General features: G+C 69.4%; 21 protein-coding genes. 18 read left to right on the top strand and 3 right to left on the bottom strand.

Annotation, left to right across the window (positions count from 1 at the left end):
* Nucleotides 1–15: 15 nt before the first annotated feature.
* Nucleotides 16–1,053, top strand: a complete 1,038-nt coding sequence (locus ACIHAO_RS25485; RefSeq protein WP_396561780.1) for a FecCD family ABC transporter permease — start codon at nucleotides 16–18, stop codon at nucleotides 1,051–1,053.
* Here ACIHAO_RS25485 and ACIHAO_RS25480 read toward each other — a convergent pair.
* A complete protein-coding gene (locus tag ACIHAO_RS25480; RefSeq protein WP_396561778.1) occupies nucleotides 1,034–1,885 on the bottom strand; it encodes a hypothetical protein in 852 nt (283 codons plus the stop codon). The two genes, ACIHAO_RS25485 and ACIHAO_RS25480, sit on opposite strands and share 20 nt — an antisense overlap.
* Nucleotides 1,886–2,019: 134 nt before the next feature.
* On the opposite strand from ACIHAO_RS25480, the gene ACIHAO_RS25475 reads away from it, so the two are divergent.
* The 3 genes from ACIHAO_RS25475 to ACIHAO_RS25465 all read left to right on the top strand — a co-directional run bounded on the left by ACIHAO_RS25475 (nucleotide 2,020) and on the right by ACIHAO_RS25465 (nucleotide 4,465).
* Complete coding sequence (locus tag ACIHAO_RS25475; RefSeq protein WP_396561776.1) at nucleotides 2,020–2,544, top strand: DinB family protein; 525 nt, start codon at nucleotides 2,020–2,022, stop codon at nucleotides 2,542–2,544.
* Nucleotides 2,545–2,561: 17 nt separating this feature from the next.
* Entirely contained in the window at nucleotides 2,562–3,272 is a 711-nt protein-coding gene (locus ACIHAO_RS25470) for an MBL fold metallo-hydrolase (protein ID WP_396561774.1), read from the top strand.
* Nucleotides 3,273–3,361: 89 nt separating this feature from the next.
* On the top strand, nucleotides 3,362–4,465 hold the full coding sequence (locus tag ACIHAO_RS25465) for an LLM class flavin-dependent oxidoreductase (RefSeq protein ID WP_396561772.1): 1,104 nt from the start codon (nucleotides 3,362–3,364) through the stop codon (nucleotides 4,463–4,465).
* 3 nt (nucleotides 4,466–4,468) lie between these two features.
* On the opposite strand, the gene ACIHAO_RS25460 is transcribed toward ACIHAO_RS25465, so the two are convergent.
* Nucleotides 4,469–5,236 carry an IclR family transcriptional regulator gene (locus ACIHAO_RS25460; protein WP_125678361.1) on the bottom strand — a complete coding sequence of 256 codons (768 nt, stop codon included), beginning with the start codon at nucleotides 5,234–5,236 and terminating at the stop codon, nucleotides 4,469–4,471.
* A 41-nt stretch (nucleotides 5,237–5,277) separates the two neighbouring features.
* On the opposite strand from ACIHAO_RS25460, the gene ACIHAO_RS25455 reads away from it, so the two are divergent.
* Complete coding sequence (locus tag ACIHAO_RS25455) at nucleotides 5,278–6,180, top strand: acetaldehyde dehydrogenase (acetylating) (RefSeq protein ID WP_038514145.1); 903 nt, start codon at nucleotides 5,278–5,280, stop codon at nucleotides 6,178–6,180.
* The gene (gene dmpG / locus ACIHAO_RS25450; RefSeq protein ID WP_396561769.1) at nucleotides 6,177–7,211 is read left to right on the top strand and encodes a 4-hydroxy-2-oxovalerate aldolase; all 1,035 of its coding nucleotides are present in this window, start codon (nucleotides 6,177–6,179) and stop codon (nucleotides 7,209–7,211) included. The genes ACIHAO_RS25455 and dmpG overlap by 4 nt, the downstream gene beginning before the upstream one ends.
* On the opposite strand, the gene ACIHAO_RS25445 is transcribed toward dmpG, so the two are convergent.
* Nucleotides 7,202–7,795, bottom strand: a complete 594-nt coding sequence (locus ACIHAO_RS25445; RefSeq protein ID WP_396561767.1) for a TetR/AcrR family transcriptional regulator — start codon at nucleotides 7,793–7,795, stop codon at nucleotides 7,202–7,204. The genes dmpG and ACIHAO_RS25445 overlap by 10 nt on opposite strands.
* Nucleotides 7,796–7,885: 90 nt before the next feature.
* Here ACIHAO_RS25445 and ACIHAO_RS25440 point away from each other — a divergent pair, with 90 nt between their 5' ends.
* From ACIHAO_RS25440 to ACIHAO_RS25385, 12 genes are all read left to right on the top strand, one after another.
* The gene (locus ACIHAO_RS25440) at nucleotides 7,886–8,806 is read left to right on the top strand and encodes an oxygenase MpaB family protein (protein WP_396561765.1); all 921 of its coding nucleotides are present in this window, start codon (nucleotides 7,886–7,888) and stop codon (nucleotides 8,804–8,806) included.
* A gap of 164 nt (nucleotides 8,807–8,970) precedes the next feature.
* Nucleotides 8,971–9,996: an LLM class F420-dependent oxidoreductase gene (locus tag ACIHAO_RS25435; protein WP_396561763.1), complete on the top strand. Its 1,026-nt coding sequence runs from the start codon at nucleotides 8,971–8,973 to the stop codon at nucleotides 9,994–9,996.
* 192 nt (nucleotides 9,997–10,188) lie between these two features.
* On the top strand, nucleotides 10,189–12,204 hold the full coding sequence (locus ACIHAO_RS25430; protein WP_396561761.1) for a neutral/alkaline ceramidase: 2,016 nt from the start codon (nucleotides 10,189–10,191) through the stop codon (nucleotides 12,202–12,204).
* Nucleotides 12,205–12,221: 17 nt separating this feature from the next.
* On the top strand, nucleotides 12,222–13,181 hold the full coding sequence (locus ACIHAO_RS25425; protein WP_396561759.1) for a sphingomyelin phosphodiesterase: 960 nt from the start codon (nucleotides 12,222–12,224) through the stop codon (nucleotides 13,179–13,181).
* Nucleotides 13,182–13,215: 34 nt separating this feature from the next.
* Complete coding sequence (locus ACIHAO_RS25420) at nucleotides 13,216–14,520, top strand: MFS transporter (protein WP_396561757.1); 1,305 nt, start codon at nucleotides 13,216–13,218, stop codon at nucleotides 14,518–14,520.
* A complete protein-coding gene (locus ACIHAO_RS25415) occupies nucleotides 14,517–15,917 on the top strand; it encodes a pyridoxal phosphate-dependent decarboxylase family protein (RefSeq protein ID WP_396561755.1) in 1,401 nt (466 codons plus the stop codon). The genes ACIHAO_RS25420 and ACIHAO_RS25415 overlap by 4 nt, the downstream gene beginning before the upstream one ends.
* A gap of 75 nt (nucleotides 15,918–15,992) precedes the next feature.
* Nucleotides 15,993–16,424, top strand: a complete 432-nt coding sequence (locus tag ACIHAO_RS25410; RefSeq protein WP_396561753.1) for an SRPBCC domain-containing protein — start codon at nucleotides 15,993–15,995, stop codon at nucleotides 16,422–16,424.
* Complete coding sequence (locus tag ACIHAO_RS25405; protein ID WP_125784199.1) at nucleotides 16,414–16,749, top strand: helix-turn-helix transcriptional regulator; 336 nt, start codon at nucleotides 16,414–16,416, stop codon at nucleotides 16,747–16,749. Before ACIHAO_RS25410 ends, ACIHAO_RS25405 begins: the two co-directional genes overlap by 11 nt.
* Complete coding sequence (locus ACIHAO_RS25400; RefSeq protein WP_396561751.1) at nucleotides 16,746–17,195, top strand: SRPBCC domain-containing protein; 450 nt, start codon at nucleotides 16,746–16,748, stop codon at nucleotides 17,193–17,195. The genes ACIHAO_RS25405 and ACIHAO_RS25400 overlap by 4 nt, the downstream gene beginning before the upstream one ends.
* Entirely contained in the window at nucleotides 17,192–17,884 is a 693-nt protein-coding gene (locus ACIHAO_RS25395; protein WP_396561749.1) for a DUF899 domain-containing protein, read from the top strand. Before ACIHAO_RS25400 ends, ACIHAO_RS25395 begins: the two co-directional genes overlap by 4 nt.
* A gap of 21 nt (nucleotides 17,885–17,905) precedes the next feature.
* Nucleotides 17,906–19,327 carry a class I adenylate-forming enzyme family protein gene (locus ACIHAO_RS25390; protein ID WP_396561747.1) on the top strand — a complete coding sequence of 474 codons (1,422 nt, stop codon included), beginning with the start codon at nucleotides 17,906–17,908 and terminating at the stop codon, nucleotides 19,325–19,327.
* 50 nt (nucleotides 19,328–19,377) lie between these two features.
* The gene (locus ACIHAO_RS25385) at nucleotides 19,378–20,229 is read left to right on the top strand and encodes an LLM class flavin-dependent oxidoreductase (RefSeq protein ID WP_396561745.1); all 852 of its coding nucleotides are present in this window, start codon (nucleotides 19,378–19,380) and stop codon (nucleotides 20,227–20,229) included.
* Nucleotides 20,230–20,246 lie beyond the last annotated feature (17 nt).

Genomic DNA, 20,246 nt, shown 5'->3' with positions numbered 1-20,246 from the left:
AAGGACCACCCACCGATGAGCACCCGCGTCCTGCGCACCCCGGGCGGCGGACTGTCCCTGCGCGTGACCCCGCGGGCGGCGATCGTCGTCACCCTGCTGGCCGTCGCCGTGTTCTTCGTCGGCGCGGTCAGCATGACCACCGGCGACTACCCGTTGTCCGTCGGCGAGGTCATCCAGACGCTGTTCGGCTTCGGCGACCGGAGCACCGAGTTCATCGTGACCACCCTGCGGCTGCCGCGGCTGCTGACCGCGTTGCTGGTCGGCGGCGCGCTCGCGGTCAGTGGCGCGATCCTGCAGAGCCTGTCCGGGAACCCCTTGGGCAGCCCCGATTTCATCGGCTTCACCGAAGGCGCCGCCGCGGGCGCGTTGCTGACGATCATCGTCGTGCACGGCGGTATGCTCCAGGTGTCGTTGGGTGCGCTGGTCGGCGGCGTCGTCACCGCGGCCTTGATCGCGTTGCTCGCACTGAAAGGCGGCGTGCACACCTTCCGGCTGATCCTCGTCGGCATCGGCGTGAACGCGATGCTCATCGCGTTCAACTCGTACCTGATCACCAGGGCCGCCTGGCAGGACGGCCTCGCGGCCCAGGCATGGCTGGTCGGCGGGCTCAACGGCCGCGGCTGGGAGCACGTCGTGCCGGTCGCGATCGCCATCGCCGTCCTGCTTCCGCCCGCCTTGGTCTACGGCAGAAGGCTTTCCCTGCTGGAGATGGGTGACGACTCGGCCAAGGGGCTGGGTGTGCCGGTGCAGCGGAGCCGGGTCGTGCTCCTCGCGGTCAGTGTGGGGCTGTGTTCGATCGCCACGGCCGCCGCCGGTCCGATCGCGTTCCTGGCGCTCGCCGCGCCTCAGCTGGCGAAGCGGCTCACGCGGTCTTCGGGACCCGGGCTCGCCGCGGCCGCGCTGATGGGCATGCTCCTGCTGGTTTCGAGTGATCTGATCACCCAGCAGTTCCTCGCCGGCCTGCCCGTCGGATTGGTGACCGGGGCGATCGGCGGGCTGTACCTGGCCTGGCTCCTGGTGTCCCGGCGCGGGGTCAGCCGAGCTGCGCGCTGACCGGCTCGATCGGCGCGGGCTCGCCGAAGCGGGCCAGCGCCAGCGCCGCCGACACCGCGAGCACGAACCCGACCGCCGCCACGGCCGCGAACCCCGGTCGCGTGGTGTCGCCGAGGACGAGAACCCCGATCAGGGAAGGGAAGACGGTCTCGCCGATCACCATCATCGCGGTCGAGGTGGTGACACTGCCGCGTTGCAACGCGGTGGCGTAGAACAACATCGCCAGCGCTCCCGCCACGCCCAAGGTGTAGACGGCGGGGTCGGTCAGCAGATCCAGCGGGGCGAGGCTGGTGAGCACGCGGCCGGACAGGGCGACCACGCCGAAGCACAGGCCCGCGATCAGGCCCAGCGCCGGCGTCCGGATCCGCCGCGGCGCGCGGCCGGCGAACATCCCGGCCGTGCCGAGTACGACCACCGCGCCGATCAGCACCAGCCGGAAACCCAGCCCGGTCGCCGACGAGCCTTCGCTCTCCGCCGACATCCCGAGCAGCGCGAGCCCGGCGCAGACGACCGCGACCGCCGTCCACTCGCGACGTCCCAACCGGACACCGAGCGTCCTCGCCGCGACCGCGGTCACGGCGAGGCTTCCCGCCAACGCCGCCTGGACCACGAACAACGGCAGCACGCGCAGGGCGGCGAGCTGGGCGACGAACCCGATCACGTCCAGCGCCAGACCCGCGACGAACTTCCACTGCCGCAACACCCGCACCAGCAGCCGGGGATCGACGCGGTCCTCGGCGCCCGAGGTCGCTTTCGCGGCGATCGCCTGCATCACCGAAGCGACGCCGTACGCACCGGCCGCGAAGAACGCGCAAATCAATCCCCACCACATGAACCACGAGCCTAGCCCTGCGGTGCCCATCCGGAGATCTCACGTGATCGGGCGCGTAACTCACGAGTTACGCCTTCGATCACGCGAGTTACGCCTTCGATCACGGGTGATCGTCGTCTGTGTAGGGTGGTGAAATGTCGAACACGAGTTCGAGTCCCGCAGAGCCGGTGGAGCGAGCCTGGCCGGACGGGATCGCCGAGGACGAAGCCGGGATCCAGTGGGACTTCCTGCGTTTCCTCCGCGCCACCGCGGTGAACAAGGTCGCCGGGCTGACCAGGGAGCAGGCGGCCGCGACACCGCTGACGGTGTCCCCGCGGATGAGCGCGCTGGGGCTGCTCAAGCATCTGACGGCCGTGGAGCGCTGGTGGCTCTCGATCGAAGCGGGCGGCGCCGGGCTGCCTTCGCTGTGGGAAGGCTCACCGGATCCGAGCTGGGACCTGACCGAGGACGACGACCCGCGTTCGGTCGTCGAGGCGTACCGCGCCGAGTGGGCGCTCTCGGAGTCGTCGCTGGCCGGGGTCTCGCCGGACGACCGGGCGCGCCGGTCGGGGAAGTTCACCGTCCGCTGGGTGCTCGCCCACGTCGTCCAGGAAACGGCGCGGCACGTCGGGCATCTGGACATCCTGCGGGAGCTGGCCGACGGAACGACCGGCGAGTAGCGCCGTAAGGTGTCCGCATGGTTGACAGGCTGTACTTCCGGCAATTGCTCGCGGGCCGCGACTTCGCGGTGGGGGACCCGGTCGCGACGCAGATGCTCAACTTCGCCTATCTGATCGGCGACCGGGAGACGAACGAGGCCGTCATCGTCGACCCGGCGTACGCCGTCGGCGATCTGCTCGACCTGCTGGAAGCCGACGGCATGCGGCTGAGCGGCGTGCTCGCGACGCATCACCACCCCGACCACGTCGGCGGCGAGATGATGGGCTTTTCACTGCCGGGGATCGCGGAGCTGCTGGAGCGCGTCCAGGTACCGATCCACGTCAACACCGCCGAAGCCGAATGGGTCCGCCGGATCACCGGCGTCTCGGAAACCGATCTGCGCTCGCACGACCACGACGACGTGCTGGAGGTCGGCGCGGTGCCGATCCGGCTGCTGCACACGCCGGGACACACGCCCGGCAGCCAGTGCTTCCTGGTCGACGGGCGGCTCGTCTCCGGCGACACGCTGTTCCTCGAAGGCTGCGGCCGGACCGATTTCCCCGGCGGTGACGCGGAGGCGATCTACCGGAGCCTGCAATGGCTGGCCGGGCTCGACGGGGATCCGGTCGTCTACCCGGGGCACCAGTACTCCGCCGAGCCGTCGGCGAACCTTTCGCGCGTCAAGGACACGAACTTCGTGTACCGGCCCAAGTCGCTGGAGGAATGGCGGCTGATGTTCGGCGGCTGACCGCATTCAGAGGACTAAATGCGTCCAGATCGCGGGACGCGAGGCTCGCTGTTTGACCAGCCCGGTGCGGGGAGCCGAAGCTCGGGACCGTGACGCTCAAGCTGCATTGGTTCCTGCCCACCACCGGTGACGGCCGGACGATCGTCGAGCACTTCCACGCCGGCCGCGCCGCCGGGGCGTCCGCCGCCCGCGAGCCGAGCCTCGACTACCTCGCACAGGTCGCCCGCGCCGCCGAGGCCAACGGTTTCGAAGGCGTGCTGACGCCGACCGGGACCTGGTGCGAGGACGCGTGGCTGACGACGGCCGCGCTCATCCGCGAGACGAGAAGCCTCAAATTCCTGGTCGCGTTCCGGCCCGGGACGATCTCCCCGACGCTGGCCGCGCAGATGGCCGGGACGTTCCAGCGGATCTCGCGGGGACGCGTGCTGCTCAACGTCGTCACCGGCGGCGACGCGGTCGAACAGCGCCGTTTCGGTGACTGGCACGATCACGACCAGCGGTACGCGCGCACCGGCGAGTTCCTCGGGATCGTGCGCGGCGTGTGGAGCGGCAAGCCGTTCGACTACGCGGGCGAGCATCTCAAGGTCGAGGGCGCGACCACCCGGGCGGCACCCGATCCGGTGCCGCCGATCTACTTCGGCGGGTCGTCCGCGGCCGCGCTCCCGGTCGCGGCGAGGCACGCCGACGTCTACCTCACGTGGGGCGAGCCGCCCGCGCAGGTCGCCGAAAAGATCGCCAGGGTCCGTGACCTCGCCGAGGAGCAGGGACGGAAGCTCCGGTTCGGCATCCGGCTGCACACCCTTTCCCGTGACACGTCGGCGGAAGCCTGGGCGGAGGCGGGAAAACTGCTGGAGGCGATCGATCCCGAACGGATCGCCCACACTCAGAAACAGTTGTCCGCCAGCGAATCCGTCGGCCAGCAACGGATGGCGGCACTGCACGGCGGGAAGACCGGCGGCGGCGTCCGCGGTCTGGAGATACACCCGAACCTGTGGGCCGGGATCGGTCTGGTGCGCGGCGGCGCGGGCACCGCCCTCGTCGGCAGTCACGGGGAGGTCGCCGACCTCATCGAGGAGTACCACGCGCACGGCATCGAGGAGTTCGTCCTCTCCGGTTACCCGCATCTGGAGGAGGCGTACTGGTTCGGTGAAGGCGTGCGGCCGGAACTGGTCCGGCGAGGGCTCGTCGCGTAGACCTCAAAGCGTGCGCGACAACGCCAAAGCGGCGGTCCGCACCGCGGGCGCGACCCGGTTGGTGTGCATGCGGTTCGCCCAGCCGGAGATCGACAACGCCGCCACCGCCACCCCTTGCGCGTCGAGCAGCGGGCTCGCCGCGCAGACGACACCGACCCCGGATTCCTCGCGCTCGAACGCGATTCCTTCGCCATGGATCTTGGCGAGCTGACGGCGAAGCAGGCCGGCGGCGGTGATCGTCCGCACGCTGACGCGCGGCAACCCGGCGTCGATCACTTGTGTCACCACGGATTCGGGGGAGAACGCGAGGATCGCCTTGCCGACGCCGGTGGCGTGCGCGGGAAACCGGCCGCCGATCCGGGACGGCAGTGATGGCGCGTCGGGCCCCCGCAGGATGTCGAGGTAGACGACCTCGGTGCCTTCCAGGACCGCCAGGTGCACGGTGTTCCTGGTCGCCTCGCGGAGATCGGCCAGATACGGCCGCGCCGCCTCGACGAGCCCTCGGCGCCGTACCGCCAGCTGGCCTATTTCGAACAGTTTCAGCCCGAGCCGCAGTGTCGCGTCCTGACGTTCGAGCAGTCCGGTCGCGACCAGATGACCGGTGAGCCGGTGGACGGTCGACTTCGCCAGACCGGTCCGCCGCGCCAGTTCGGAAACGCCGAGCGCGTCGTCGCCGGGACGGAAGGCCGACAGCAGCGCGGAGATCCGGGCGGCGACCAGGCCGTCCGCTCCGGTTCGTTCCGGGTCGTCGTTCCGCCCAGCGGCACGCATGGGTTGAGTGTGCCCTATCCGAGCGGGGAGCGTCACCTGACATGGCGCAACGGAAAGCGGTGGCCGCGATCGTCGGTCCCGGAAACATCGGCACCGACCTGCTCGCGAAGCTCAGGCGCAGCGAGCACGTCGAGGTGCGGTACATGGTCGGCGTGGACCCGGACTCGGACGGGCTGGCCAAGGCCGCCGAGCTGGGGCTGGAGACTTCCGCCGGCGGCGTCGACTGGCTGCTGTCGCGCGACGAACTGCCGGACCTGGTCTTCGAAGCGACCTCGGCGAAGGCGCATCTGGCCAACGCGCCGCGCTACGCGACCGCCGGGATCCGCGCGATCGACCTGACCCCGGCCGCGGTCGGCCCGTTCACCTGCCCGGCCGTGGGGCTGCCCGAACGGCTGGACGTGCCGAACGTCAACCTCATCACCTGCGGCGGCCAGGCCACGATCCCGATCGTGCACGCGGTGTCGCGGGTGACGCCGGTGCCCTACGCCGAGATCGTCGCGTCCGTCTCGTCGCGTTCGGCCGGACCGGGCACCCGGGCGAACATCGACGAGTTCACCGCGACGACGGCGCGCGGGATCGAACTCGTCGGGGGAGCGAGCCGCGGCAAGGCGATCATCATCATCAATCCGGTCGAACCGCCGATGATCATGCGTGACACGGTGTTCTGCGCGATCGACCCGGACGCGGACTTCGACGCGGTGAGCGAATCCATCCACCGCATGGTCGAAACCGTCCAGGGTTACGTGCCGGGTTACACGCTCAAGGCGGATCCCCAGTACGACCCTCCGCGGCCGGGCTGGAGCGGGCAGGCGCGGGTCGCGGTGTTCCTGGAGGTCGCCGGCAACGGGGACTTCCTGCCGAAATACGCCGGGAACCTCGACATCATGACGGCCGCGGCCGCCCGGGTCGGCGACCTTCTGGCCACTCAGGAGGTGGCGGCATGAGCTGGGACGACGTGAGCCGGGAAGTCCGGCTGGTCGACACGAGCCTGCGCGACGGCAGCCACGCGATGGCGCATCAGTTCACCGAGAAGAACGTGCGCGACACCGTCCGGGCGCTGGACGACGCCGGGGTCTCGCTGATCGAGGTCAGCCACGGCGACGGCCTCGGCGGCTCGACGTTCAACTACGGCTTTTCCCTTGTGGACGAACGGAAGCTGATCGCCGCGGCGGTCAACGAGGCACGGCACGCGAAGATCGCGGTGCTGCTGCTGCCCGGCCTCGGCACGGTCGGCGACCTGCGGGTGGCCGCCGACCTCGGCGCGGGCGCGGTCCGGATCGCGACCCACTGCACCGAGGCCGACGTGTCGGTCCAGCATTTCGGCGCGGCGCGCGACCTCGGGCTGGAAACGGTCGGTTTCCTGATGCTGTCCCATATGTCCACGCCCGAGGCGCTGGCGAAACAGGGCCGGATCATGGTCGACGCCGGATGCCAGTGTGTCTATGTCGTCGACTCGGCCGGGGCGCTGATCCTGGAGGACGCGGGTGAACGCGTCGCCGCGCTGGTGGCGGAACTCGGGGACGAGGCACAGGTCGGCTATCACGGGCACCAGAACCTGAGCTTCGGCGTCGCGAACTCGGTCCTCGCCTACCGGGCGGGTGCGCGGCAGATCGACGGTTCGCTCGTGGCGCTCGGCGCGGGCGCCGGGAATTCGCCGACCGAGGTCCTCGCGGCGACCTTCGAGCGGCTCGGGATCCGCACGGGCGTCGACAAGGACGTGCTGATGGACGCGGCCGAAAACGTCGTGAAGCCCTACATCACGCGGCTCCCGGTGATGGACCGCTCGTCGATCGTGCAGGGATTCGCCGGGGTGTACTCGAGTTTCCTGCTGCACGCGGAGCGCGCCGCCGAGCGCTACGACGTCCCGGCGCACGAAATCCTCTACCGCGTCGGCGCCGCGAAATACGTGGGCGGTCAGGAGGACATGATCATCGACATCGCCCTGCAGCTGGTCACCGAACGCGGTCAGGGCTGACGGTCGGCGCCGAGTACGAGGCGGACGCAGTGGTCGATCAGGCGCTCACGGCTCACCTTGAGCGAGCCGTCGAGGTAGGCGATGAACACGTTGCTCAGCGCGCCGACCAGCCCGATCGACGTCATCTGCCGCTCGGCCGCGTCACCGTGGGACAGCTGCCCGCTGACCAGTTCGGCGAAGGACGGGAGGAGCGCGATCCCGCGTGTGGTCAGCGCGGGATCGGTGATCGGCGCGAGCAGGAGCACGCGGCCTTTGCGCGGATCGTCGAGCATCAATTCGACGAAGGCGCGCACGGCGGCCTTCGCCCGTTCGGCGGGTTCGGCCGTGTCGCTGACGGCGTCGACGAGTGCCTGCCGCGCCTGCTCGCCGATGTGCTCGTAGACCGCGACGACCAGTTCCTCGCGGTCGGTGAAGCTCTCGTAGAAGTACCGCTCCGTCAGCTTGGCGTGGCGGCACACCGCGCGGACGCTCACCCCGGCGCTGCCCTGGGTGCCGAGCAGGTCGAGGCCCGCGTCGACGAGTTGTTCCCGTCGCGCGGCCTTGCGGTCGTCCAGGGTCGTGCCTGCCCAGCTGCGGCCGGCCATGATCGGCTCCTCTTGTTGACTACGGCCGTTGTCAACTTTAACCTGACAACAGTTGTGGTCAATTTAACCAGCTCAATGAGGAGACCGGGGATGACACCACCGCGGCCGCTCGGACCGGATTCGCTGACCTGGAAGTACTTCGGCGACTGGCGCGGGCTGCTCATCGCGCTCTGGGCCGGATCCATGCAGAACATGCACCCCGGGCTGGGCGCGGGCGTCGAGGAGCATTCGCGGTTCTTCGAGGAGCGCTGGCAACGGCTGTTCCGCTCGCTGTACCCGATCGGGGGAGTGATCTACGACGGCCCGCGCGCCCGGCAGACCGCGCTGGAGGTGCGCGGCTACCACGATCGGATCAAGGGCGTCGACAAACACGGGCGGCGCTATCACGCGCTCGACCCGGACACCTTCTACTGGGCGCATTCGACGTTCTTCGTGAGCGCGATCCTCATCGCCGACAACTTCTGCGGCGGGATCGGCGAGGCCGGGAAGCGGAAGCTGTTCGACGAGCACGTCCAGTGGTACGAGATGTACGGCATGAGCATGCGCCCCGTGCCGGAGTCGTGGGAGGACTTCCAGCTGTACTGGAAGCGCATGTGCGAGGACGTCCTGGAGGACAACAAGGCGACTCGCGACGTTCTCGAGATCCAGGACATCGCCAAACCGCATTTCCTGCCATGGCTGCCCGGCTTCGCCTGGAACCTCGTCCGCGGGCAGGTGGCGCGGAACTTCGTCTGGCTGACGGTCGGGCTGTACGACCCGCCGATCCGCGAGCGGCTCGGCTACACCTGGACCGAACGCGACGAGCGGCGGCATCGTCGCGTGGGGAAGCTGATCAACGCGGCGTTCAAGCTGGTGCCGCGAGACCGCCGTTACCATCCGCGTGCGAGGGCGGGCTGGCGCCGGGAGCGCGGCGAACTGGCACCGGACGCGCCGTTGGTCGAGACTCCCGCGAGGAACCTTCCGCCGCTTTCGGAGCGGGGCAAACCCGAGCACTACTCACCGAACGTATGACGAGGAGCCTCGATGGAGCTTGGCTCGCCGCGGTCCGATGCCCCCGATGTGGCATTGGGGACACTGAGCGTCCCCAATGCCACATCGGGGGCCTGCCTGGGGTCCGACAAGAGTCGCTCCCGACCACTCCTTCCCGCAAGTACGGACACTGACTAGGAGCCTCGATGAAGCTGGGTTACCACCTCGGTTACTGGTCCTCCGGCCCGCCGGAGGGCGCGCTGGACGCGGTCTTGCGGGCCGAAGAACTCGGCTTCGATTCCGTGTGGACCGCCGAGGGCTACGGCTCGGACGCGTTCACCCCGCTCGCCTGGTGGGGTGCGTCGACCAGCCGGATCAAGCTCGGCACCAACATCGTGCAGATGTCGGCGCGCACCCCGACCGCGACGGCCATGCACGCGCTGACTCTGGACCACCTGTCCGGCGGCCGGTTCGTGCTCGGGCTCGGCGCGTCCGGGCCGCAGGTGGTCGAAGGCTGGTACGGGCAGCCGTATCCGAAGCCGCTGGCCCGCACGCGCGAGTACGTCGACATCGTGCGGAAGGTCGTCGCGCGCGAGGCGCCGGTGACCCACGAGGGACAGCACTTCCAGTTGCCGCTGCGAGGTGGAACCGGACTGGGGAAGGCGCTGAAGTCCACAGTGCACCCGTTCCGCAAGGAGATCCCGATCTTCCTGGCGGCCGAGGGGCCGAAGAACGTGGCGCTGTCGGCGGAGATCTGCGACGGCTGGCTCCCGCTGTTCTTCTCACCCAAGAGCGACGCCTTCTATCGGACGGCGCTGCAGGAGGGTTTCTCGCGCCCCGGTGCCCGTCATGGTTTCGACGACTTCGAGGTCGCAGCCTCCGTCCCGGTGCTCGTCCACGACGACGTCGAAGAGGCCGCGAGCTGGATCAAACCGTCGCTCGCGCTGTACATCGGTGGCATGGGCGCGAAATCGGTCAATTTCCACCACGACGTCTTCGCCCGGATGGGGTACGAGGACGTCGCGGACAAGGTCCAGGAGTTGTACCTGGCAGGCCGCAAGGACGAGGCGACCGCCGCGATCCCGACGTCGCTCGTGGAGGACACCTCGCTGATCGGCCCGGCGGAGAAGATCCGTGACGAACTCGCCGCGTGGGAGGAGACCGTGGTGACCACGCTGCTTCTGCGGGGCGATGCCGCCACGCTCACGAAGGTCGCGGAGTCCCTTTCGTAGCTGCTCGGTCGAGAAACGCGCGTGTGTCATGAAAGGGTCGTTCAGGACATATTTCGTCCTGAACGACCCTTTCATGGCATTTCCGGTCGTCGGAACCCGGCCGTTCGTGGGTTGCGACAGTGAGGCCCATCACGTAGCGTCCCCGCCACGAACATGAAGTCGGTTCATGTTCGTGGCCGGGAGGTACGACTCATGACGGTGAGCCGGAGGCGGATTCTGGCGGGCGCTGCGGCGTTGCCGGTCGCGGCGAGCGTGCTCGGCGCCCAACCAGCACAAGCGGCGCCATCACGGGGTTTCCGCGTCGGCGTCGGCATCTCCGACGTCACCGGCCCGGCGGCCGAGAACGGCATGATGGGCTACTCGATGCCGCAGCAGCAGACCGCGGGCATCCACCTGCGCACCCGCGCCCGCGCCTTCGTGGTCGACGACGGCGCCAAGCGGATCGCCTTCGTCACCGCTGACCTCGGCGCGCTGTTCCAATCCGTCCATCAAGGCGTGCTGCGCAAGCTCCAGGCCGCGTATGGCGACCTGTACACCGAGCAGAACGTGCTCCTCAACGCCACGCACACCCATTCCGCGTGCGGCGGGGATTCCCATTACGCCGCTTACGATCTGGCGATCCTCGGCTTCCAGCAACAGGTGTACGACGCGCACGTCGACGGGATCTTCGAGGCGATCAGCCGGGCGCACGCGAACCTCGCGCCCGGGACGATCCGGCTCGGGCGCGCGGAGCTGACCAAGGCGAGCGTCAACCGCTCCCGCAAGGCCTTCGACCTGAACCCGAAGGCGGACAAGGACCACTTCCCGCAGGCTATCGACCCGGCCGTCACGGTGCTGCGGTTCAGCCAGAACGGTGTCGACGTCGGCGCGATCAGCTGGTTCGCCACGCACGGCACGTCGATGAGCAACGGCAACCACCTGATCAGCGGCGACAACAAGGGTTACGCCGCCTACGAATGGGAGCACGACCACGCCGGCGTGCGCTACCTCGACGGGAACTCGCGGTTCGTCGCCGCGTTCCCGCAGACCAACACCGGCGACATGAGCCCGAACCTGAACCTCGAACCCGGCACGCCCGAAACCGAGTTCGAGAACACCCGCACCATCGGCGACCTTCAGTTCCGCGCGGCCAAGAGCGCCTTCGACGCGGCCGCCGAAGCCGTGACCGGGGGTGTCGACCACCGGATGTGCTACGTGGACATGTCCGACGTGGCCGTCGACGCGAAGTACACGCCGAACGGGCGGCCCCAGCGCACCTGCACGGCCGCGATCGGCGTGTCGATGCTGGCGGGAAGCCGCGAGGACGGCCCCGGCCTGCCCCTGCCGGAAGGCGTGAAGAACCCGTTCATCGACTGGCTCGGCGGCATCGACGCTCCGATCCCGCAGGCACTCGCCGACGCACACGCGCCGAAGGTGATCGCGGTGCCGTTCGGCGCGATGAAGCCGTATCCGTGGACGCCGGAGGTCCTGCCGCTGCAGATCGTCCGGATCGGACAGGTGCACCTCGTCGCCGTGCCCGCCGAGCTGACCATCGTCGCCGGGCTGCGCCTGCGCCGGACCGTCGCCGCCGAATGCGGTGTCCCGCTGGAGAACGTGCTCGTCCAGGGTTACGCGAACGCGTACAGCCAGTACGTCACCACGCCCGAGGAGTACGACTCGCAGCAGTACGAAGGCGCGTCGACCCTGTACGGCCGCTACACGCTTCCGGCGTACCAGCAGGAATTCGCCAAGCTCGCGGCCGCGATGAAGGCCGGGACGACGGTGGCGCACGGGCCGACGCCGCGGGATCTGCGCGGCAAGCTGATCAACTTCCAGCCCGGGGTCGTGTTCGACAGCGCGCCCGCGTTCAAGGGCTTCGGCGACGTCCTGGCCGACGCGAAGAGCACCTACGCGCGCGGCGAACAGGTCGCGGTCGAGTTCGTCACCGGGCATCCGAAGAACGACCTGCGGCGCGGTGGCACGTTCCTGGAGATCCAGCGGCTGGTCGACGGCAAGTGGATCAGGTACGCCGACGACGGCGACTGGGACACGAAGTACCACTGGGCGCGGACGTTCGTCGCCGAATCGAAAGCCGTCGTCCACTGGAAGATCCCCGCGAACGCCCCGATCGGCAAATATCGCGTGGTCCACTTCGGCAACTGGAAGAACGGCTGGAACGGGGCGATCTCCGCGTTCAGCGGAACCTCGCGGACGTTCGTCGTCTCCTGACCCCGGAAGGATCTTTCGTGCGGAAGCTCGCCGTACTCGCCATCGCCGCCGCGATGTTCGCCGGAACCGCCGTGCCCGCACAGGCCGCGGTCTCGGTGAAGGTCATGGCGTTCAACATCTGGCAGCTGCCCTGGATCGCCAGTCCGAACACTTCGGACAAACAGGCAAGGGCTCGCGCGGCGGAGGAGGTCATCCGCGCGAACGACGCCGACGTCGTCGTCCTGGACGAGGCTTTCAGCGCCCAGGCGGAGGAACTGCGGAACCGGTTGAAGGACGTCTGGCCGCACCAGACCCCGCTCGTCGGCCAGTACTGCGGCACCTCGCCGGGCTGGACCACGGTGAACGGGAACTGCTCGAATTCCCCCGTCGTGGTCAACGGCGGGGTCACCGTGCTCAGCAAGGCGCCGGTGACCGAGCAACATCAGCTGGTCTTCCGCACTTCGTACTCCGGCACCGCGGATTACCTGTCCAACAAGGGCGCCGCGCTCGCACGGCTGGTCGTCAACGGGAAGCCGCTCTGGATCGCGGGCACCCACATGCAGGCCGACGAGGGGCCCGAGACGCTGCCGAAGGCGCACGACATCCGGATGGCGCAGCTCGGCGAGATCCGGGATCTGGTCACGAAATACGCGCCGGCGGCCGAGCCGGTCGTCGTCGCCGGCGACCTGAACATCGAGTACTGGGCCGGGCAGACGCGCAAGGACTCGCTCGGCCGGACGCAGGTCCAGCAGGGCGAAGCCTTCCTCGGCGGCATCCTCCGCACGACGGGCGAAGGCTCGTACACCTTCGACGCGGCCACCAATCCGAACGCGGCGAAGTCCGTTCCGGCGACCTACCGCGACTCGCTGGACTACGTCGGCGCCGTACGCGCGGGCGGCCGTCCACTCGCCGCTGTCGGCCCGGTACAGCTCGTGCATTACGACGGTGGCACGATTCCCTCCGACCACTACCCGGTGGTGGCCAAGATCCAATACTGAGGCCTTCATCGGGAGAATCGCCTCGAGGAGGATCATGGCCACGCTGCCAGCACGGACGAGGTACCGCTACTCGCTCGGCTCGTTCGTCACCGGCGCTTTCGGCACCGTTCCCGGCCTGCTCCTGCTCAAGTACCTCACCGACACGATGGGCGTCGCGGCGGGCGTGGCCGGCTTGATCGTGTTCGTTCCCAAGGCGTGGGACGTGCTCTTCAACCCGATCGCGGGAAGGCTGTCGGACGCGGACATGGTCCGCACCGGCAGCCGGCGCCGGTTCCTGCTCTACGGCGGCATCGGCGTCTCGATTCTCTTCGCGGCCCTGTTCGCGCACCCGGGCCTCGGTGGCCCGGTACCCGACGCGATCTACGTGATCGTCGTGTTCCTGTTGTGCGCCACCGCGTACGCGTTCTTCCAGGTGCCGTTCAACGCGCTGCCCGCCGAGCTGACGGACTCGGCCGAAGAGCGCACGAAGCTGACCAGCGTCCGAATCGGGTTCCTCGCGGTCGCCATCCTGGTCTCCGGCGGCGGCGCGCCCGCGATCACCGAGCTCATCGGCGGTGTCGCCGGCTACCGGGTCATGGGCCTGTTCATCGCCGTGGTCATCCTGCTCGCGACACTCGGCGTGTACTTCGGGCTGAAGGGCGCCCCCGTCGGTGCGCTCCGGCCGAACACGGTGAGCCCGCGTGAACTGCTCCGGACGCTCGCGCAGTGGCGGCCGTTCCGCTGGCTGCTCGGGGTGTACTTCATCCAGGCGCTCGGCATCGGCACGGTGCTGGCGGCGATCCCGTACTTCGCTGAGCGGATCCTCGGCAGCTCGGGCTACGCGACGGTCCTGTTCGTCGGTTTCGTCGGCCCGGCACTGCTCACCATGCCGCTGTGGCCGCGACTCGGGGCGAGCCTCGGGAAGCTGGCCGGGTTCCGGATCGCCACCGCCGCGTTCGGCATCGGCCTGCTCGGGCTCCTCGGCGCCGAGGTGTTCCCGTTCGCCGTCACGATGGTGTTCGTCGCCTTCTGCGGTGTCGGCTACGCGGGGATTTCGGTGTTCCCGCTGGCGATCCTGCCGGATCTGATCAGCGACGAGGAGGAGCGGACCGGCGAGACCAGGGCCGGGGTCGCGGCCGGCGTCTGGACGGCGTCGGAGACGCTGGGGCTCGCCCTCGGACCGGGCCTGTGGGGGCTCGTGCTGCAGTTCGGCGGGTACCAGTCCAGCCTCGACGCCAAGGCCGCGCAGCCGGACAGCGCGCTCACGGCGATCCTGCTCGGCGCGTCGATCCTCCCGGCCGTGCTGATCGTGCTGGGCATCCCGCTGCTGCGCAGGTCGGTGCTGGAGCGCCGGTCGTGACCGCCGAGGACGTCCTGAAGGAGCTCCGGGAACTGCGCGCGGGCGACCTGCCCACGCACGGAGGCCGGACGCTCGCGTACGTCTACGACAGCGGTCTGTCCGAAGTGGACGAACTCGGCGCGGCGGCGCACGCGCTGGCCTCGTCGGCCAACGGGCTGGATCCGACCGCTTTCCCCAGCCTGCTGCGGATGGAGAACGACCTCGTCGGCGCCGCCGCGCGTCTGCTGGGCGGTACGGCGGCGACGGTCGGCTCGGTGACCTCGGGCGGCACGGAGTCGTGCATGCTCGCGGTACTGGCCGCCCGCGACGCACGTCCGGACGTGTCTTCGCCGAGCATCGTGCTGCCCACGACCGCGCATGCCGCGTTCCACAAGGCGGCGCATTTCTTCGGTGTCCGCGTGGTTTCGGTGCCGGTCGACCCGGTCACCTTCCGTGCCGTTCCCGAGGCGATGGCCGCCGCCGTCGACGACAGCACGGTCCTCGTCGTCGCGAGTGCTCCGTCGTACGCCCACGGCGTCCTGGACCCGATCCCGGAGATCGCCGCACCGCTCGACGGCGTCCGGTTCCACGTCGACGCCTGCATCGGCGGCTGGGTGCTGCCGTACCTGGGGCTCGGCCCGTTCGGGTTCGACGTTCCCGGCGTCACCAGTGTCTCTGTCGATCTGCACAAATACGCCTACTGTCCGAAAGGCGTGTCGGTTCTGCTGCACGCCAACGCCGACCTGCGCCGGCCGCAGTACTTCGCCAGCGCCGACTGGCCCGGCTACACGATGCTGAACACCACGCTGCAGAGCACGCGGTCCGGTGGTCCGCTCGCCGCGGCGTGGGCGGTCGTGCGGCACGTCGGCGACGAGGGTTACGCGAAGCTGGCTTCGGCGGCACGCGCCGCGGCCGTGGAGATCCGCGCCGGGATCGAGACACTCGATGGATTGCGCGTCCTCGGTGATCCGGTGTCGACCCTGCTCGCGTTCACCGTGGCGGACGGCGCCGGATTCGACCTGTTCACCGTCGCGGACGAGATGCGGGAGCGCGGCTGGTACGTCCAGCCGCAGTTCGCCCACGAGTCGTCGCCCGCGAACCTGCACCTGACCGTGACGGCCGCGAACTGGGGGAGTGAGAAGGACTTCCTGGCCGACCTGGGCGCCGCGGTCGTGGCCGCCCGGAAGGCCGGGCCGGTCGTCGTCGACCCACAGGTGGCCGAGTTCGTCGCCGCGCTGGACCCCGCGACGTTGACGCCGGAACAGTTCGCCGGGCTGCTGGCGGCCGCGGGTCTCGGCGGCGACGCGGGCCTGCCCACCCGGATGGCGGTCATCAACGCCTTGCTGGCCACCGCGCCCGGTCCATTACGCGAGCGGCTGCTGCTGGAGTTCCTCGGCGCGCTGTACACCGCTTCCTGATCCGCCCTTGACGCAATCGGCCGGTTGCTATACAAAGTTATAGCAACCGATTGATTGCTACTTGAGGAGGCCGTCGTGGGATTCCCCGACCGGATCGAACGCACCGTCGAAATCGCCCATCCGCCCGCGAAGGTCTGGGCCGCGCTGACCACGGCCGAGGGGCTGGGCACCTGGTTCGGGAACCAGGCGAGCATCGACCTGCGGCCGGGTGGTGAGGCAGAGATGAAATGGGACGAGGGGCACAAGGCGGAGATGCGCGTCGAGCGCGTCGAAGAGCCGGAGATCTTCGGCTTCACCTGGAACATCTACGGCCTCCCCGACGACGACCCTCGCCGCACCTACGTCGAGTTCACCCTCGAACCGGCCGGTGCCGGTACCCGGCTCACCGTCGTCGAGTCCGGCTTCTCCCAGCTGCCGGACGACGCTCACCGTGTCGCGTTCGAAGGGAACACGAAGGGGTGGGCGGCCGAACTGGGTGAACTGATCGAATACCTCGATGCCGTCTGACACCGAAGCGATCGCCGAACAGGTCTTCGTCGCACTGGCCGACCCGAGCAGGCGGAGCATTCTGGCCGTCCTCGCCTCGGGCGGCCCGGCCACGGCGACCGACCTCGCCGACCGGCTGCCGATCACGCGGCAGGCCATCGCCAAGCACCTCGCACTGCTCACCGACGCCGGGCTGGTGATCCCGGAGCAGGGGGAGCGGCGCCGCGTCCGCTATCGGCTGCATTCGGCGCCGATGCAGGTCGCCCAGCAATTCCTCGCCGCGCTCGCCCGCGATTGGGACGGGCCGCTGGCGGCACTCAAAGACCATTTGGAGGGAACATCATGAGCTTCACGACGAGTTTCACCGTGGACCAGACGCCGCAACAGGTCTTCGACGCCTTCAACGACGTCCGCGGGTGGTGGTCGGAGGAGATCGTGCACGCCGGCGACGAGTTCGAGTACCACTACGAGGAGCTCCACCGCTGCCGGATGCGGATCACGGAGTCCGTGCCGGGCCGCAAGGTGTCCTGGCTGGTCCTCGAGAACCACTTCGACTTCACACGCGACAAGTCGGAATGGGTCGGCACCACGATCACGTTCGAGATCGCCGAGAAGGACGGCAAGACCGAAGCGCGCTTCACCCATCACGGGCTGGTCCCGGAGTACGAATGCTTCGACGTCTGCCACAAGGCATGGACCTTCTACGCCGGCACCAGCCTGCGCGAGCTGATCACGACCGGCGAGGGGCAGCCGAACCGGCGAAGCGTCCTGCCCGCGGAGCTGGCGGGATGAACATCGTCTCGCCGGCGGAATGGGAAGAGGCGCGGCTTCGTCTGCTGGTGAAGGAAAAGGAACTGACCCGCGCCCGTGACGCACTGGCGGCCGAGCGGCGGCGGATGCCGTGGGTCGCGATCGAGAAGCCGTACGAGTTCGACGGTCCGTCCGGGACGGTGAACCTGCTCGACCTGTTCGAAGGACGCCGCCAGCTGATCGTCTACCGGGCCTTCTTCGATCCCGGGGTGGAGGGTTTTCCCGACCACGCCTGCAAAGGCTGCTCACTGATCGCCGATCAGGTCGCGCACGTCGCGCACCTGAACGCCCGCGACACCACCTTGGCCTTCGCCTCGCGGGGCACGCAACCGGACATCGCGCGGCTGAAGGCGCGGATGGGCTGGACGATGCCGTGGTACACGATCACCAGCGACTTCGACGTCGACTTCGGGGTCGGCGAATGGCACGGCACCAACGCCTTCATCCGCGAAGGCGACCAGGTGTTCCGCACCTACTTCGTCGACGCCCGCGGCGACGAAGCGATGGGTGGCACGTGGAGCTACCTCGACATCACCGCGCTGGGGCGGCAGGAGGAGTGGGAGGACTCGCCGGAGGGCTATCCGCAGACGCCGCCTTACGAGTGGTGGAACTGGCACGACGCATACGAGGATTCCGCTTCGTCCGGCGGCGGGTGCTGCTCGGGATCTTGACCCTGGGTTAGGGTCCGGCCGGTGGAGAGTCTGTTCCTGACCCGGGTGCTGGACGCGCTGCGTTCGGGGGGCGACGAGGTGCTGTTCAGTCAGGACGGCCTGGAGACGGGCTACGGGCAGGCGCTCGACCTGGTACGCCGGATGTACGCGGGGCTGCCGGAGCACGGGGTGGTCGCCATCGACGCCGGCAACCGGCCGGAAACCGTCCTCCTGCAGATCGCCGCGCAGCTGCGGGGTTCGACGGTGCTGCTCGTCGCGGCGTCGGCGAGTTCGCCGGATCGTCTCGCCGCGGTCGAGGCGGCCGGGGTCACGACCCTGGTGACCGAGCAGCCGTCGGACTGGCCCGCCGGTGACACGCGGGTGATCACGCTCGACGACCTGGTGGACCGCGACGGTACCGATCCGGCGGACCTGCCGGAGTCGGTCACCGCCATCTTTCCCACCGGGGGTACCACCGGGGCGCCGAAACTCATCCGGCACAGCGGGATCTACGACGGGATGGCCCATATCTTCGCGCCGGATCCGGCGGGGCTGGGACGCACGCTGCTGATCGCGCCGATGACGCATATGACCGGCAACGCCACCGTGCTCGGCGCGATCCTGCGGCGGGAAAGTGTCGTGCTGCTGCGGGGCTTCGACGCGGGCACGGTGCTGGACGCGATCGCGGAACACCGGATCACCACGTTGTCCCTCACCCCCGCGCGCCTGGCCGCGGTGCTCGACCATCCGGCCATGACGTCGACCGACGTCAGCAGTGTGCGCCAGCTTTCGCTGGGTGCCGCCCCGCTTCCGCCGAGACGGCTGGCTCAGGCGCTCGAGGTGTTCGGACCCGTCGTCGGACAGGGATACGGGCTCACCGAGGCGCCGATGATCGCGAGCATCTCCGCGGCGGAACTCGGCGGGCGGCCGGAACGGCTCGAGTCCGTGGGCCGGATCGTGCCGGGCATGGAAGCCAGGATCGACGACGGTGAGGTCCTGGTGCGTGGACTGGCCATGATGGTCGGTTACCACGGGTCGGCGCCGATCGGGGACGGCTGGCTGCGGACCGGTGACCTCGGGCGGTTCGACGACGAGGGATACCTCTACCTGCTGGACCGGGCGAACGACGTCATCATCACCGGCGAGCACGGCACCAAGGTGTACTCGACCGTGGTCGAGAACGCGCTCGCGCGGCATCCGCTGATCCGTTCCGTGGCCGTGTTCGGGGTGCCGGGCGACGGAGGCGAGGGCGAGCGGGTCCACGCCGTGGTGGTGCCGGTCGCTTCAGGAGCGCTGTCGGCCGAAGAAGTCCGGGCACAGGCCAGGGAGTTCTTCGGGCGGGAACATTTCGTACCGTCCGATGTGGACTTCGCCGACGCGCTGCCGCTGACGGCGATCGGCAAGGTCGACAAGCGGGCGCTCCGGGAGCCGTTCTGGGCCGGGCACCGCCGCCACATCGCCTGACCGTGAAGAGCACTTGACCTCCAGTCAAGTGGAGGTCGCACGATGGGTTCATGAAACTGGGTGTGATCCTCCCGGCCGGCGATCTCCGTGTCTCCGCCCGGCAGGCCGAGGACGCCGGCCTCGACAGTGTGTTCCTCGGCGATCACCTGATGACCGGACGTCCCTCACTGGACAGCACGGTCGGGCTGGCGGTCGCCGCCGCGGTCACGACCCGGATCCGGATCGGGCTGAGCGTGTTCGTCCCGGCGATGCGGCCGTTGGCGTGGGCGGCCAAGCAGATCGCCTCGTTGCAGCAGGTGTCGGGCGAACGGCTCATCCTCGGCATCGGCTCGGGCGGGGGAGAAGCCCAGTTCGCGGCGGCCGGGATGCCGTTCGCCGACCGCGGCCCGCGCACCGACGAGGCACTCCGCCTGCTGCCGGAACTGCTGGCAGGCAAAGAGGTGCGGATCGGCGACGCCGCCGTCGAACTGGCGCCGCCGGCGGCGGTCCCGCCGATCTGGGTCGGCAACCGGGGCAGGCTCGTGCTCCAGCGGGTCGCCGAACACGGCACCGGGTGGTTCCCTTCCCTCCTGCCGCCGGAAGCCGTCGCCGCCGGACGGCGACGGCTGATCGATCTCGGCGTCGCGGATCCGGTGATCGCGGTCGGCGCCACCGGCGCGCTGGGCGGGGACGCCGACCTGCCGCCGGTTGAGGACCTGGCGAAGGGGATCGGCGACGCCTACGGGATGCCGCTCGACCAGGCGCTCTCCCTGCCGCTGACCGGTTCCGCCGAGGCCGTCGCCGAACGGCTGTCGGCTTACCGTGCGGCGGGAGCGGCCCACGTCGTCGTCGGGCTGACGGGCCCGCGCTGGGCCGACCAGGTGCGGACACTCGGTCGAGTGAGAGCGCTGCTGGGCCGGTAGACCGGTGCTACGGTCCG

Origin of the sequence: Amycolatopsis sp. NPDC052450 (assembly GCF_044547565.1) — a bacterium.
Taxonomy (GTDB): domain Bacteria; phylum Actinomycetota; class Actinomycetes; order Mycobacteriales; family Pseudonocardiaceae; genus Amycolatopsis.
Note: the sequence above shows the minus strand (reverse complement) of the source record. Positions and strands in the feature narration are given on the sequence as shown.

Bases quoted from the DNA above. Each gene is read 5' to 3' on its own strand.
- ACIHAO_RS25485 (WP_396561780.1), top strand. From the start codon at position 16: ATGAGCACCCGCGTCCTGCGCACCCCGGGCGGCGGACTGTCCCTGCGC.
- ACIHAO_RS25480 (WP_396561778.1), bottom strand. From the start codon at position 1,885: ATGTGGTGGGGATTGATTTGCGCGTTCTTCGCGGCCGGTGCGTACGGC.
- ACIHAO_RS25475 (WP_396561776.1), top strand. From the start codon at position 2,020: ATGTCGAACACGAGTTCGAGTCCCGCAGAGCCGGTGGAGCGAGCCTGG.
- ACIHAO_RS25470 (WP_396561774.1), top strand. From the start codon at position 2,562: ATGGTTGACAGGCTGTACTTCCGGCAATTGCTCGCGGGCCGCGACTTC.
- ACIHAO_RS25460 (WP_125678361.1), bottom strand. From the start codon at position 5,236: ATGCGTGCCGCTGGGCGGAACGACGACCCGGAACGAACCGGAGCGGAC.
- ACIHAO_RS25455 (WP_038514145.1), top strand. From the start codon at position 5,278: ATGGCGCAACGGAAAGCGGTGGCCGCGATCGTCGGTCCCGGAAACATC.
- dmpG (WP_396561769.1), top strand. From the start codon at position 6,177: ATGAGCTGGGACGACGTGAGCCGGGAAGTCCGGCTGGTCGACACGAGC.
- ACIHAO_RS25445 (WP_396561767.1), bottom strand. From the start codon at position 7,795: ATGGCCGGCCGCAGCTGGGCAGGCACGACCCTGGACGACCGCAAGGCC.
- ACIHAO_RS25440 (WP_396561765.1), top strand. From the start codon at position 7,886: ATGACACCACCGCGGCCGCTCGGACCGGATTCGCTGACCTGGAAGTAC.
- ACIHAO_RS25435 (WP_396561763.1), top strand. From the start codon at position 8,971: ATGAAGCTGGGTTACCACCTCGGTTACTGGTCCTCCGGCCCGCCGGAG.
- ACIHAO_RS25430 (WP_396561761.1), top strand. From the start codon at position 10,189: ATGACGGTGAGCCGGAGGCGGATTCTGGCGGGCGCTGCGGCGTTGCCG.
- ACIHAO_RS25420 (WP_396561757.1), top strand. From the start codon at position 13,216: ATGGCCACGCTGCCAGCACGGACGAGGTACCGCTACTCGCTCGGCTCG.
- ACIHAO_RS25405 (WP_125784199.1), top strand. From the start codon at position 16,414: ATGCCGTCTGACACCGAAGCGATCGCCGAACAGGTCTTCGTCGCACTG.
- ACIHAO_RS25400 (WP_396561751.1), top strand. From the start codon at position 16,746: ATGAGCTTCACGACGAGTTTCACCGTGGACCAGACGCCGCAACAGGTC.
- ACIHAO_RS25395 (WP_396561749.1), top strand. From the start codon at position 17,192: ATGAACATCGTCTCGCCGGCGGAATGGGAAGAGGCGCGGCTTCGTCTG.
- ACIHAO_RS25385 (WP_396561745.1), top strand. From the start codon at position 19,378: ATGAAACTGGGTGTGATCCTCCCGGCCGGCGATCTCCGTGTCTCCGCC.